This is a genomic window from Roseovarius sp. E0-M6 (assembly GCF_037083845.1).
Taxonomy (GTDB): Bacteria; Pseudomonadota; Alphaproteobacteria; order Rhodobacterales; family Rhodobacteraceae; genus Roseovarius.
In genome coordinates this window covers 37,304-50,991 of sequence record NZ_JBAPLA010000010.1, presented here as the reverse complement: position 1 = coordinate 50,991, position 13,688 = coordinate 37,304, and the positions used below count along the sequence as shown (strand labels likewise).

Sequence of the window (13,688 nt, the reverse complement as noted above, 5' to 3'; positions counted from 1 at the left end):
CCCGCCCGCTTCACCGACCTTTCAAATCCGTTATTTGTCAGGATAAACTCAATGAAACAGCAATTGAAAAATCTGATTGAAAGAGTGCTGATCGCGCGCCCGAATGCCAGCTTGGAGGATATCCGTAATCTGGTGCCGGTCATGCGTGACAAAAGCGACGACGAAATAGAAAAAATGGTGACGCCAATTCGCAATCAGCGTGCCAAAAGGTCAAGATGAATGGAGAAAATATGGTGCTGAATGAATTGTGGGGCGACCCGTTCGATAAATGCGCACCCCTGGGATTTAATAGAATAGGCCTCTCAATTTTAGGGGTGAGCATGACATGAGCGCACTCTTTGAAGAACTCGATTATTGCCCGACGCCAATTGGCGCGCTCAGCCTGCGGCGACGCCGGGATTTGCGCCTTGGTGTGGATGTCTGGGAAATCATGCTGGGTCAAGAGTTCCTGATGACCAGTCATTTCACGGCTTCTGAGGTTGCCCTCGGGCATTTGGGCGTTGGGGCATGCAGAGGTGACAGCCTCGAGGTCGTGGTGGGGGGACTTGGTCTTGGCTACACGGCAGAAGCTGTTTTGTCCGAGCCAAGGGTCGCGGATCTTCGCGTGGTCGAGTATCTTGCCCCGGTTATCGAGTGGCACGAAAACGGCATTCTTCCAATGGGAACGCGACTGATCGACGATCAACGTTGCCGGATGCTCGAAGGCGATTTTTTTGCCCTGGCAGCAGGTGACGGATTTGACCTTGAAAATCCGGGGCGGCAGTTCGATGCCATCCTTGCTGATATCGACCATGCCCCCGATCATCTGCTCGATGCGCGCAGTGACAGTTTCTATCAGCCGGACGGACTGCGCGCACTCAAGCGCCACCTGAAACCCGGCGGCATCTTCGGGCTATGGTCGGACAAGGTGACAGATCAACGGTTCCTCGACCGTCTGGAGGCTGCCTTTCCGGAGGCGTGGGCGGAACCCGTAACTTTCGACAACCCACTGACCGGCAACCCGTTCACCCAGACCGTTTATCTGGCACGTGCGGACGATGGATGACGCTGGCACGCACGGATATCTCATCGACACGCCCTGTCACGTTTGGCACCTGTCCTGTCTGCACCTCATCTGCGCCGCATTTTCTGCGAGCTGACGGGCGCGACTACTTTCGCTGCCGGGCGTGCCAGGCGCGGTTTCTCGATCCAGCTTGGCATCCGTCACGGGACGTGGAGCACAAGACCTATATGCACCACGAGAACGACCCTGACGATCCGCGATATCGGCGGTTCCTGTCGAAACTCTCCGATCCCCTGATGGCCCGGCTTTTGCCCAAGTCGCAAGGGCTGGATTACGGTTGCGGTCCGGGGCCGGCATTGGCTCAGATGTTGCGCGAGGCAGGGCACGATGTGTCGCTCTTCGATCCGTTCTTTATGCCCGACCCGGCACCATTGAACCGCACCTATGATTTCGTCACTTGCACCGAGGTGGTCGAACATTTTCATCATCCGGCAAAGGAGTTTGGCCGCTTGCGTAGATTGGTTCGACCCGGCGGATGGCTTGCCATCATGACCTGCTTTCAGCCCGACGATGGCGTCTTTGAAAAATGGCACTATCGGAAGGATCCGACTCATGTGGTGTTCTATCGCGATGACACGTTCCGGTATCTTGCAAACCTCTGGGGCTGGACTTGTAAGATTCCTGTCAAGGACGTCGCACTGATGCAACGCCCAGACGAACACGCATGACCACATGGCTGCGTGATCGCGGGTGGCATGAAGCAAGCAATGGCAGCAAGAAAACTTGAAGATGACCACTGACAAAGAAGATGAGAACCGGAGACTGACCGCCTGCCTTGGGCGGATCAACGCCAATCTTGGTACGATTGGCACGCGCCTGTCCGAGTATCAGCGCGACATTCAGGCTGCCCATGATCACATGTGGGAACATCGCCGGGACATGGACCACCTCGACAAGGCCGCGATGCGCCAGTCGATCGACCAGATGATGCGGTCCTCGGACATTCTGCGTGCGCAGGCGATCAAGCTGGAAAAGCTGCGCAAATCCCCCTATTTCGGTCGGTTCGATTTCCGCCGTGCCGACCGGAACGAGACAGCGGTCTATTACATCGGCATCCACGATTTCCGGGATGAAGAAACGCAAGACTCGTGGGTCTATGACTGGCGCGCGCCAGTGTCCGCGCTGTTTTATGATTTCGAGACGGGACCGGCGCGGTATGTTGCCCCGTCCGGCACGATTGCTGGCGACCTGACCCTGAAACGGCAGTTTCGCATCCGCGACAGCGAGATGGAGTTCATGCTGGATGTCAGCGTGAACATCGTCGACGATGTGCTGCAGGACACGCTGGCGCAGGCCAGCGACGACGGCATGAAGAACATCGTTGCCACCATCCAGCGAGATCAGAATGCAATCATCCGCGATGCAGAGGCGCATACGTTGATCATTCAAGGGGTTGCGGGGTCCGGCAAGACATCGATCGCGCTGCACCGCATCGCGTTTCTGCTCTATCGGTTCAAGGATACGCTGACCTCATCCGATATCCTGATCATTTCGCCCAACCGCGTGTTCGCCGACTATATCGGCAACGTGCTGCCCGAACTGGGCGAGGAAACTGTGCCCGAGATCGGGATGGAAACACTCGCGGGCCAGCTTCTTGGCGACAAGATCCGCTTTCAGACCTTCTTTGAGCAGACTGCGCTTTTGCTCGAAACCGATGACGTTGACATGAAAGAGCGGATCCGGGCCAAGGCCGCGCCTGCGTTCCTGGGCCAGATCGAATCCTATGCCCAGCATCTGGAAAAGACATCCTTTCAGCCCGAAGACATCACGATCCGTAAACGTCCCTTGCCGGGTTTCGTATTCGAAACCACCTGGCAGCGGTTGAAACGGCTGGACATGGCTGAGCGGATCGTGGCCTGCGGGAATTCCGTGATCGAACAGTTTGAAATCCAATACAGAATCGAGCTGCGCAAGGAAGAGCGCGCCGGAGTTCGAAAGGCGGTGCGCGACATGGTCAATCGGACAACGCTGCGCAAGGCCTACAAGCAACTTTTTGACTGGATAGACCGGCCGGACCTTTTCAAGCCGAAAGGCGGCAAACTGGAATACGCCGATGTCTTTCCCCTGATCTATCTCAAGATGCTCACAGAAGGGGTTGAGAACCCGTATTCAGGCGTCAAACATTTGCTGGTTGATGAGATGCAGGACTACACGCCAGTGCAATATGCTGTGCTGGCGCGCCTGTTCAAATGCCGCAAGACGATCCTGGGCGACGCCACACAATCGGTGAACCCCTACAGCGCTTCGACACCCGAGCGGATTGAAAGCGTTCTGGACGGCGCGTTTCGCGTGACGCTGAACAAAAGCTACCGGTCTACCTGGGAAATCATGCAGTTCGCTCTCGGTATCTCGCCAAACCCGGATCTGATCGCGATGGAGCGTCACGGTCCGGTGCCAGACGTGCAGGTGGTGAAAACGCAGAAGGACGCCGTCGCACGTATCGCCGAAGACATTAAGGATTTTCGCAATTCGGATCATACCAGTCTGGCCGTACTGGCCAAGACGCAAGTACAAGCCAAAAGACTGCACAAGGCGCTGTCTGATATGAGCGTTGACGCAAGGTTACTCGAAGAGGGAAGCACTGGATTTTCCACGGGCGTCGTCGTTTGCACGCCGCACCTCGCCAAGGGGCTGGAATTCGATCAGGTCATCATACCCGATGCCAGTGCTCAGGTCTTTTCAACCGAGATGGATCGCAACCTGCTCTATGTCGCCTGCACCCGGGCCATGCACCGCCTCAGCTTGATTTCAGTGGGCGAGATAACCGATTTCCTCACGTCAGAGGATCTCGTCGATGCCTGAAATTGAGATCTTCCTGCGGTTGGGTTTGGCACTGGCCATTGGCCTGTTGCTGGGTCTTGAGCGTGGGTGGCATGGGCGAGCCGAAGACGAGGGCGACCGCATTGCAGGCATCCGCACCTTTGCCTTGACCGGTATGTTCGGTGGGGTCAGCGGTTGGTTGGCCGATTTGATGGCACCAGCATTACCGGCTTTCGCCCTGCTTTCGCTCGGCGGGCTTTTGGCACTCAGCTATTGGCTCAGGCTGCGCGAAGATGATGACCTGGGTCTCACAACAGAAGTCGCCCTTCTTCTAACCTTCGTCCTGGGCGTGGCCTCGGTGATCGGGGATATGGCGCCGGTGGCGGCAGTTGCCGTCGTTGCGGCGATACTTTTGTCGATGAAACCCACGTTGCACCATTGGGTCAGGCAGATCGAGCGGTTCGAACTGGAATCTCTGTTCAAACTCGCGTTGATCTCGGTGGTGATCCTGCCGCTGCTGCCAGACCAGGGTTATGGCCCAGGAGCGGTGCTCAATCCATACGAGTTGTGGTGGGCCGTTGTCATCGTGGCGACGTTGTCCTTTGTCGGGTATCTTGCGATCCGCATCGCCGGTACGCAATTCGGTATGCTTGCAACCGGCCTGTTCGGCGGCCTTGCGTCATCCACCTCGACGACGCTGGCGCTTGCCCGCCTTGTCCGAGCGGATGGTTCCTTGTCACAAATCGCGGCGGCCGGGATCGTGATTGCAGGCTCGGTGACATTCCTGCGCATTGTCGCGCTTGTCGCGGTGTTCGAGCCCGCGCTGGTCGCGCCGCTCGTCTGGCCAATGGTCACGATGGCCGCGACCGGGCTTGCCGGGGCCGGGCTGCTGCACATCTTTGCCGGTGGTGACAAGGCCTCGCATGATGAAATCCCCGACAATGGCAACCCGCTCGCCCTGAAAGCCGCTTTGGGATTTGGCGTGGTTCTGGCGGTGGTGCTGATCGCAGTTCACTATCTGCGGGGGTGGCTTGGCAGCGAAGGCGTTTTCGCCGCGGCGGCCTTTTCAGGCATCACCGATGTCGATGCGCTGACCATCTCGGTGTCGCGCCTGATTGATCAGGATCTGCCTTTGATCGACGGGGCTGTCGCCATTTTCATCGCGGCATCCGTCAACACGATCGTGAAAGCCGGGATCTCGTTGTTTGCGGGAAACGGCGGTCTGGGCCTGCGTGTCGGGGCGATTTACCTCGCAACCATCGTGGCCGGCTCCTTGAGTCTTTGGCTGGTCGGCTAGGCGTCCCGCGGCCTACTGGTGGGAGCGATGCCCTCGTTTGGTGGACAACGCCCGATATTGCGACTATGGTTACTCACAAACCAGCTCAGCGAACGCGTCGTACTGCGACCTTCGAGCAGCATGTTTACCGAAAATTGAAAATATTTCGCACGCGAACTGCGCCGATCAGGCAAGCAGTTCGGGGCCGGAAAAGAATGACAGAAGGATATCAGATGAGTTTGAAAGTTAAGATTCAAGACAGGGACAAAGAAGTCGTTGGAAAAGGGACGATCGACGGTGTCGTTCCGTTCTATTTCAAGGACCAGGGCCATCGTTGGATGGTTCGGATCGGGCAGAATTGGACATTCAAGGAGCGTGATCTGGTCGATGGCTCCACGCCTTCCACCTCTGCTGCTCGAAACAAGATGTGCTGGGCAATCGCTCAATTTCGGAACCAATCACGAGGCGTTACCTGCGCGTGAACGCGGTTAAGGCCCCTAAGCCTGCCTACGCCAATTTGAACACTAAGAGGAGAAAGAGATGATACAAAAAATCACATTGATCGAAAGCATCAGTCGCAAGACGGCTGATCAGTTGCACCAACACCTCATGGATTTCGCAGAAGGCACGCATCGCTTGTTTTGGATCGACAACCGCGCATACGTCGAGGTCCATGCGCCGAGCGATGCGGAGCTGCTTCGTCGCGAGTTCCCCGCTTTGGTTGGGGGTGCCGCAACGTACGACGGAGGAAGCTTTCCATGGTGAGGTGCAGATCACTGCCCTTGCCCGTAAGCTGAACTGCCCAAGCGATGGCAGCATCCGAATTGAAGGACGCGGGGTATTGTGTCCGTGACTGACTTTTCCGGTCCTCGCGATTTTCTGGATTTCAGAACCGAAGCATCACAACGGAGCCGATACCTGCGTTCGAAAAGCGGTGAAAGGTTCCTACGTGCCGTCGCCGATACGTGTAAAGCACGGCTGGAGCGCATTCCTGCTGGTGCAGAGTTCTGGCGCGCGCAAATAGGGCACGACTGGACAAGCGATGCTGACGGGCGACGGATCAGCGGCCCGCATCCCGAGACCCGCATGCGTCCTTGGCAGGACCGGGCCTATGAGGGGCGAGTAAACGCAAAGGGAATACCCTGTCTTTATCTTGCAACCACGCGAGAGGTTGCAATGTCAGAAGTTCGGCCCTGGATTGGCTCAATTCTTTCCGTGGCCCGCTTTAGCCTTGGGCGAGACGTCACAGTTGTCGACTGCTCCAAATATCATGGGTTCGATGCTCCGAATGATGATCTGGCCGGCCTGGACGAGCTAAACGAAAAGGTCTGGGCGCATATCGACTACGCTTTTTCGCGCCCTGTTACGCGCAGCGACAATACTGCCGAGTATGCCGCCACTCAGATCATTGCCGAGGTGTTCCGTTCGGAAGGGTACGATGGTGTGATCTACAAAAGCGCGCTCGCGACAACAGGCTACAACATCGCCTTGTTCGACCTCGACGCAGCGCTGCAGACGGAATCCTATCTTTTTCAGGTCAGCAAGGCGACGTTCGACTTTCGCGAAATCACGCTTGACTGATGTGCGAAACTTTCCCGCGCGGTGTCTCCGATAGCGACCCTAACACCAGCCTTGCTTGCTTGGTTTTGGTATTCACAACGCCAATTCACGCGTCAGACGACGGTCGATCAAAAAGCACACCCCAGCAAGCAGGACGCACCACAGGCCCATGAACAGGCTCTGAGTGGGGAAGTCGACGCCTTGATCAATCAATATGCCAGTAATGCCCGGTCCGATCGCAGTTGAAATTACCATGATGGTCGTCGCAAGCGAGCGGATCGAGCCAAGGTGCCTCGTGCCGTAGACCACAGGCAACAAGACGCCCCAAAGCGCGCTCGCCATGCCCTGCGTGATGCCGATGACACCAAGGGCGACATACCAGGCCACAACTTGTTCCGAGGGCGCTATAAGAGCGACCCCGATTCCCATGGGCAGCAAGAGCAAGGTCAGCAGTCGCTGCGGCCCGAATCGATCGGCTGCCCATCCTGCCGCAAAGGCCGAGGCCACCGTCGTGACGGCAAAAGCCGAATATCCCGGTGCCATCTGGACCAGGGTCCAGCCCTTGACCTCGGCAATGTGCACCTGGTGAAAGAACACCACCGTACCGATGAAGCCCGGCGTCAGCAGGATCGGCAACAGCGCTGGCAACAACCAGTGGCGCACCGCATCCCGTCTTCGCCATTGGCGGCCCATAAGACCAGGAATGAGCATTGCATCGGCGTGCCCTCGGGGCGAGCGATCATCCCGAAGAAGGAGCCAAAGCAGCGGAGCGATCGCAATGCTCAAGATTATCGCGACACCAAGCCAAGTCGGCCGCCAGCCGATTGCTGCGATCAGCAGAACAGCGATGATCGGGATCACGACTTCGCCAGCGGGATGTCCGAGATTGGCGATCGACACCGCACGGCCTCGTGTCGCCTCGAACCAACGGCCCATGGCCGTCATCGCAATATGGCTGAACATACCTTGACCGCAGAACCTGAGAAGGAACAGCGAGATGCCCAGTAACCAAACGGAATGCGCCACGGCCATGCCGACACAAGAAAGCGCAAACACAAATGCCATCATGGGTGCAAGACGTGACAGGCGAACAGTATCTGCCGCTGATCCGCGCCAGAACAACAGTCCGGTAGAACAAAGCGTGGCGGCCGTGTAAAGGCTGCCCCAGCCGCCATCCGTCAGACCATGCTCTGCCTTGATCGCTCCCGCGAACAGAGAGATGAACCATGTCTGACCAAAGGCGGACGCGAAGGTGAGAACGAACCCTGCTGTCAACCAGCGCAGGTTCATCTTGATGAATAAAAGCATCTCTCTACGTCGTTTCTTTGCCGTCAACGGATCGCCTGAGCTCGGAATTGGTTCCGAGCCGCAAAGGCCGCTGGACGAGTGTATGGGAAAATTTTGACCGACCGGATGGTGGCTTTATTCAACCAGGATCCTCACGGCAATGATACCACATTGCTTTCACAGCAAGCACCAGAATGCAAGCGCGACTAGACACACCACCTCGGCCTGCGCTGGACTTTCGACAAATCCTCCGCTAAGCGCATTCCTAGAGATCAACAACGTCGGCAAACTCGCGGTGGGTATCTCGTTACCGGCAACATCTTCAGATGTCCTGTTTGTTCATTTTTGGTGAGCAAAGCAGCAAAAACAAGGAGGTGCATGTTTACAAAGATCGCATTGAACAGGCGGCTCAGCCGCAAGACCGTCGGACTAATTCACCGGCATCTTTTCGATTTCGGCCAAGGCGCAAATCGCGTTTTCTGGGTGGGCAAGCGAGCCTATATCGAGACTGATTGTCCGGCGGATGTCACAATCATTCGCGAACAGTTCCCAACGGTGATCGAGTGTGAACTCGAACCGATCTCTCACGAATCCCAATTTTACTAAATCATGAAAAGGAACGGAGGATATTCCACTTTTGAAAAAAAACACCACGAAAGTTCAACCCCCGCAAATCCTCGAACGAGAATATGGTCGATATTTGATAAAGGCGGGAATTCTGAACGATACAGTTCTCGCAAGAGCGTTCCCGAAACCGCCATCAAAATTCCGCCACCTCATCGCAGAAGCCTCCGGTGATACGCCTGAGGATGCGATTGAACGATTGATTGCCGAGCTCGAAAAACTGCGTTCGGATCGACGGTCTCTCAGGCGCGTGGACCCTGCTCTCGCGATGGGTGTGCCAACACCCGATGAATACGCGGATGCTTTGCGCAGCCTGTCTCCAAGCCCGAGGCTCTTGAGTATATTACATGACCATGCCCTGTCTCGGCGTCGGGGGCGATACCTGGCGGATCTTGCTCGGGAAAACGAACACTCATCCGTTCAGGATATCCTTACAGCCTACGAAAAACTTGGTACGGATATTCTTAAAGTCATCGAACCTGACGAGGTCGTCAAATCTGGGCTTTCTATCATAATGCCATTTGAAGCGGGAGCCGATCCTACGGCGAAAAATGTAGGCACGCTGCAACCAGAGCTTCAGGACGCAGTACTAGATCTTCTGGGCTCGGAGAGACGATCAGAATGAATGCCGTGAAGCGGTCAATCTATCGGGTCACGTGGCGCAATCCCGGCAGCGCATCACCGTTGGGTCAAGCTCGAGCCGACCCAACCCGATAAAATCGCCGCACTCATCACACCACCCGAACTCCCCAATCTCTATGCGGGCGATGGCGGCCTCAAGGGCGCGCCCACGCCCATTTCGCCGTGTTTCCTGCGCGGAGGCCATGGCTTGCTGCTGCATGGCATCCATGCGGCTCAGGCGTCCGACGCTCTGTTGATCAAGCTCCACAGGCCTGCGGTCTGCAGCCGTATGCTCGGAGGCTTCGCGCAATGCGCGCAGCTCTTCTTCAAGCCGTATCAAGAACAGCGCCTTCAGGTCTTTCGGGGTTGGCTCATCCATTGGCTTTACCGCATCAGGACGACAGGAACCTTACAGCTGCGGACCATCTCGGTCGTGGTGGAACCGATCACAAGGCTGCGGATACGGCTATGGCCATAGGCACCCATCACGACCATGCCGAAACCTTCATCCTCGACCAGCTTTCCAAGTTCAGTTTCCGGCTGACCTTCGATGACACGCGTGTCGGCATCAATGCCCGCTGCCTTCAGAAGCGCCTTGGCATCCGCAAGCCCCTTCTTGGTCTCGGGGGTTTCGCTGCCGACCGTGACGACAGTGACCTTGAGATCGGCGAAAAGCGGGCTGCGCGCGATATGATCCACGGCCTTCATCGAGGAACTTCCGCCGTCATAGGCGACCAGCACCGAGCTGATGGGCTGGAACGCGCGGGAGGCGACAAAGACCGGCCGATGGGCCGCGCGCACGATGCGTTCCAGGTTCGACCCCAGATGTCCTTTGGCAAAATCCGCCGATTCGCCGCGTTTGCCGATCAGGATGACACGGGCGTCTTCTTCGATTTCGGAAATCGCTTCAACGATATCACCATGACGCAGGCGCGTTGTGATCTCCGTCACGCCGTCCTGATCGACGATGGCGCGGGCGTCCTCAAGGACGGCGCGGCCGCGATGGCTGATCAGTTTGGCACGCTGCGCGTCCAGGTCGGCGAGTTCTTCAAGAAGTTTACTGCGCGCGCCGAGGCGAATAGCCCCGGACAAGTCTGTATTGGCGGAGTTTTCACGCCGACCGAGGACATGAATCAGCTCTACCGGTGCGTCAGTTCTCTTGGCGATCCATGCGGCGTGATGACATACACTTTCCGAATAGATCGATCCGTCCACCAGCGCGATAATTTTCTTTGTCATAATCTTTCCCTCCCTCAGTGATCCATCAACTTGTCCATCGCGCCGGGCTTGTCATGAATGGCAAGCCGGTCGACAAGGGTTTCGGTCGCTTCATTCATTCCGACGACCTCGACTTCGGCCCCGTCGCGGCGGAACTTGAGGATCGCCATATCCAATGCCTGAACCGAACTGATATCCCAGATATGCGCGCGGCTCACGTCGATGACGACCTGATCCGTGGCTTCCTTGAAATCAAAGGCGTCCATGAAATCCTCAACCGATCCGTAGAACAGTTGGCCCTCGACATGGTAGGTACGCACCCGCCCGTCGTCGCTGATCTCGGAGCGGACACTGAACAGCTGCGCAATCTTGCCCGCGAAGAAAATGCCCGAGAGCAGCACACCCACTAGCACGCCAATGGCGAGGTTATGGGTGTAGACGACTGTCACAACCGTGGCGATCATTACGATGGACGAGGATCTGGGATGAACCGTGAGCGCCTTGATCGAAGACCATGAAAAGGTACCGATCGCGACCATGATCATGATCGCCACAAGGGCCGCCATAGGGATGATGCTGACCAGATCACCCAGAACCACCACCATGAAGAGCAGATACACGCCTGCCGCAAAGGACGACAGCCGTCCACGACCGCCGGATTTCACATTGATGATCGACTGGCCGATCATCGCACAGCCCGCCATGCCACCGATAAAGCCGGTCGCGGTATTGGCGATGCCCTGCCCGACCATTTCCTGAGACCGGTTCGATTTCGTGTCTGTCAGATCATCAACGATGTTCTGCGTCATCAAGCTTTCAAGAAGGCCCACAACCGCAACCGCAACCGAATAAGGCAGGATGATCATCAAGGTCTCGAGGGTGAGCGGGATCTGTGGAATGAGAAATATCGGCAGTGTGTCTGGCAACTCGCCCATGTCGCCGACCGTGCGCACATCAAGGCCGAGTGCAAACGCCAGGGCAGTGAGGACGACGATGGTGACAAGCGGTGACGGGACCGCCGTGGTGAGGAGCGGAAACAGGTAGATGATCCCCAACCCTGCTGCGACAAGCGCGTAAGTGATCCATGTCACCTGGCGTGGATCGAGCTCGGGCAGTTGCGCCATGAAGATCAAGATGGCGAGTGCGTTTACAAACCCTGTCATGACGGATTTCGACACATACCGCATGATGAAACCGAGCTTGAAAAGCCCTGCTGCGATCTGCAAAAGACCTGCCAGAACCGTGGCTGCCAAGAGATATTGCAGGCCGTGATCTTTCACGAGCGTGATCATCAGCACAGCGGTCGCCGCAGTTGCGGCCGAAATCATGCCGGGTCTGCCACCTGTGATCGCAATGATCACAGCGATCGAGAAGCTTGCATAAAGCCCGACCTTCGGGTCGACGCCAGCAATAATTGAAAAGGCAATAGCCTCAGGGATGAGCGCCAGCGCCACCACGAGACCGGCGAGCAAATCGCCGCGAATATTCCCCAGCCACTGGCCGCGATAAGCATCAAGTGAAATCATGAAATAGGTATCCGATACCGGCCAGGCATAAGACGCAAAGCCGGAGTGCGTTCGCACAGTTGTCTATCGTTGTCCGGCGGATCGGCGGCCGGAAGAGCCACCCGGGATCTCTCCCAGGTCCAGGTTCGCTGCAGCGCCGCATAGAGGGTTCTGTGGCGAAGCGCAACTCTATAGGCGCTATCACAACGAAAACCTCGTTTCCTTTTGGACTTCACGACGGTCCACGCCCAAAAAAGAAGCAGACCAAGAATCGGTCACAAACATCTGCCAGAAACCTTCCTACTTGGGTCTGAAAGACGAGGACGCTCAGAAAAATGCTTCTCGAAGCAAAGACCGAACTTGGTTACATTACCGGGCTTTGGCGCGCCACATCCGATACCGCCCCTGCCCGGTCACTTCGCTGATCAGACCCCCCGCTTCCATCCAGGCGAGGTTGCGCTGAACGGCGGCACGGCTGGCTCCGGTCAGGGCCTCGCCCATCGGAGCGGAGACGAGCGGCCATTCGGTCAGCACAGCTCGTAAGGCTGGCGGTGTCTTGCCCGAGAGCGGGGTTATCTTGGCTTCCGCCCGCGCCGACCATGCCTCGATATCGTCGAGGTGGCGCGTCGCGGTAAGGCATGCCGTCTCCATCCCTTCGAGCCAGCGCGCCAGACGGTCAGCAGGTGGGCCGCCAGCGCGCTGCCCCGCTGCCCCGCCCATGGCCAGAGGCGCAAAGACTGCGCCCTTGGCATCGCTGGCCGCGATCCGCGCGGCCGTTACTGCCGCTTCCATCCGTTCACCTTGATGCCCAAGGCCCGCGAGGCTCCAGAGGTGAAAGCCCATGCAGGCGCGGCTGATCGGGTGAAGATCGGCGGCTTGTGCCATCACGCTCGTCCACCCGCCTGCGCGGTCCGCGAATGGCTCTGCCTCATCTGCCATGTTTTCGGGATCTCGACGGTCTAGGAACGCAGACAAGTCCACCTCTGGGCCTGGCCCCCCGGTCAGGCTGCGCCAGCCTGGCGCGGACTGGTCACATCATTCAGCGATGCCGTCCTGCCTCGGCCTAAAGCTGGGCCTTGCTCCACCACCGCTGGCCCGTATTTGGCAGATCTCATTCAAGCGGCCGCGCGGCTCCATCAGAAGCGGCAAGCGTTTTGAGGGTCAGAGGCGGGTTTCAGGGGCGCGCGGCCAGCCCGGCGTCATTCAGCTGTTCAGCGTCTGGCAGGTCGCGCAAGCTCTCCATCCCGAAGGCCGCAAGGAACGCGTCTGTGGTCACAAAGGTATAGGGGGCACCACGACGCGGCGCGCGTGGGCCAGTTCCAATAAGACCGTGTGCATGCAGCCGCCCGATCAGGTCCCGGCTGATCTCTTTGCCAAAGATATCCTTCAGCCCGTCGCGGGTGATCGGCTGGTGGTAGGCGATGGCCGCCAAAATCGCCACGTCGAAGTTGTTCAGGTCCAGCAACTGGTCCCCGACATCCGCAGCGGCGCGGATCGCAGGCGCGTAAACAGGCCGCGTCCGGAACATCCAGCCGCCAGCAACCTGGGCGATCTCGAACGCCCGCCCTTCCAGATCGGCGGCAAGATCCTCGATCAGCAGATCAACCGAGGCCGCCTGCCCCACTATGCGCGCCAGATCCTCGCGCGGTACAGGCGAGGCAGAGGCAAACAGCACCGCCTCGATCCGGCGCATCCATTCCCGCCAGCGCAACTCCGGCGGCAGGTCTGATAGTTCGCGGTCAAGCTCGGTGTCGAGTCCATCCTTGACCATCGC

The 13,688-nt window shown here is 57.8% G+C and carries 15 protein-coding genes, 1 pseudogene and 1 other annotated feature; of the genes and pseudogenes, 10 read left to right on the top strand and 6 right to left on the bottom strand.

Annotated features, from left to right (window positions below):
* The first annotated feature begins 51 nt into the window (after positions 1 to 51).
* The 8 genes from V8359_RS18360 to V8359_RS18325 all read left to right on the top strand — a co-directional run bounded on the left by V8359_RS18360 (position 52) and on the right by V8359_RS18325 (position 6,680).
* The gene (locus tag V8359_RS18360; protein ID WP_336430569.1) at positions 52 to 219 is read left to right on the top strand and encodes a hypothetical protein; all 168 of its coding nucleotides are present in this window, start codon (positions 52 to 54) and stop codon (positions 217 to 219) included.
* A 106-nt stretch (positions 220 to 325) separates the two neighbouring features.
* Positions 326 to 1,045, top strand: coding sequence for a hypothetical protein (locus V8359_RS18355; protein WP_336430568.1), 720 nt, complete (start codon positions 326 to 328; stop codon positions 1,043 to 1,045).
* Positions 1,042 to 1,731: a class I SAM-dependent methyltransferase gene (locus V8359_RS18350; protein ID WP_336430567.1), complete on the top strand. Its 690-nt coding sequence runs from the start codon at positions 1,042 to 1,044 to the stop codon at positions 1,729 to 1,731. The genes V8359_RS18355 and V8359_RS18350 overlap by 4 nt, the downstream gene beginning before the upstream one ends.
* 61 nt (positions 1,732 to 1,792) lie before the next feature.
* Positions 1,793 to 3,865 (top strand): HelD family protein, encoded by a 2,073-nt coding sequence (locus tag V8359_RS18345; RefSeq protein WP_336430566.1) that lies wholly within the window; start codon positions 1,793 to 1,795, stop codon positions 3,863 to 3,865.
* Complete coding sequence (locus tag V8359_RS18340; RefSeq protein ID WP_336430565.1) at positions 3,858 to 5,120, top strand: MgtC/SapB family protein; 1,263 nt, start codon at positions 3,858 to 3,860, stop codon at positions 5,118 to 5,120. Before V8359_RS18345 ends, V8359_RS18340 begins: the two co-directional genes overlap by 8 nt.
* A gap of 212 nt (positions 5,121 to 5,332) precedes the next feature.
* Positions 5,333 to 5,581 (top strand): hypothetical protein, encoded by a 249-nt coding sequence (locus V8359_RS18335; protein WP_336430564.1) that lies wholly within the window; start codon positions 5,333 to 5,335, stop codon positions 5,579 to 5,581.
* Positions 5,582 to 5,639: 58 nt separating this feature from the next.
* Positions 5,640 to 5,864: a hypothetical protein gene (locus tag V8359_RS18330; RefSeq protein ID WP_336430563.1), complete on the top strand. Its 225-nt coding sequence runs from the start codon at positions 5,640 to 5,642 to the stop codon at positions 5,862 to 5,864.
* Between the two features lie 84 nt (positions 5,865 to 5,948).
* The gene (locus tag V8359_RS18325) at positions 5,949 to 6,680 is read left to right on the top strand and encodes an RES family NAD+ phosphorylase (protein ID WP_336430562.1); all 732 of its coding nucleotides are present in this window, start codon (positions 5,949 to 5,951) and stop codon (positions 6,678 to 6,680) included.
* 72 nt (positions 6,681 to 6,752) lie between these two features.
* Here the strand turns inward: V8359_RS18325 and V8359_RS18320 are convergent, their stop codons facing one another.
* Entirely contained in the window at positions 6,753 to 7,967 is a 1,215-nt protein-coding gene (locus V8359_RS18320) for an MFS transporter (RefSeq protein WP_336430561.1), read from the bottom strand.
* A gap of 357 nt (positions 7,968 to 8,324) precedes the next feature.
* On the opposite strand from V8359_RS18320, the gene V8359_RS18315 reads away from it, so the two are divergent.
* Entirely contained in the window at positions 8,325 to 8,552 is a 228-nt protein-coding gene (locus tag V8359_RS18315) for a hypothetical protein (protein ID WP_117156237.1), read from the top strand.
* A 31-nt stretch (positions 8,553 to 8,583) separates the two neighbouring features.
* Positions 8,584 to 9,195, top strand: a complete 612-nt coding sequence (locus V8359_RS18310; RefSeq protein WP_336430560.1) for a hypothetical protein — start codon at positions 8,584 to 8,586, stop codon at positions 9,193 to 9,195.
* A gap of 27 nt (positions 9,196 to 9,222) precedes the next feature.
* Here the strand turns inward: V8359_RS18310 and V8359_RS18305 are convergent, their stop codons facing one another.
* The 5 genes and pseudogenes from V8359_RS18305 to scpB form a co-directional block, all read right to left on the bottom strand.
* Positions 9,223 to 9,570: a TraR/DksA family transcriptional regulator gene (locus V8359_RS18305; protein ID WP_336430559.1), complete on the bottom strand. Its 348-nt coding sequence runs from the start codon at positions 9,568 to 9,570 to the stop codon at positions 9,223 to 9,225.
* A 5-nt stretch (positions 9,571 to 9,575) separates the two neighbouring features.
* Positions 9,576 to 10,430 carry a universal stress protein gene (locus tag V8359_RS18300; RefSeq protein ID WP_336430558.1) on the bottom strand — a complete coding sequence of 285 codons (855 nt, stop codon included), beginning with the start codon at positions 10,428 to 10,430 and terminating at the stop codon, positions 9,576 to 9,578.
* A gap of 14 nt (positions 10,431 to 10,444) precedes the next feature.
* Entirely contained in the window at positions 10,445 to 11,935 is a 1,491-nt protein-coding gene (locus V8359_RS18295) for a SulP family inorganic anion transporter (protein WP_336430556.1), read from the bottom strand.
* Between the two features lie 67 nt (positions 11,936 to 12,002).
* Positions 12,003 to 12,059 (bottom strand) — a sequence feature (sul1 is cis-regulatory element that is thought to sense ions involved in sulfur or methionine metabolism; They are found in Alphaproteobacteria).
* Positions 12,060 to 12,283: 224 nt separating this feature from the next.
* Positions 12,284 to 12,931: pseudogene (locus tag V8359_RS18290) on the bottom strand (hypothetical protein); the annotation flags it as partial.
* Positions 12,932 to 13,088: 157 nt separating this feature from the next.
* A complete protein-coding gene (gene scpB, locus V8359_RS18285) occupies positions 13,089 to 13,685 on the bottom strand; it encodes an SMC-Scp complex subunit ScpB (RefSeq protein ID WP_336430555.1) in 597 nt (198 codons plus the stop codon).
* Positions 13,686 to 13,688: the final 3 nt, after the last annotated feature.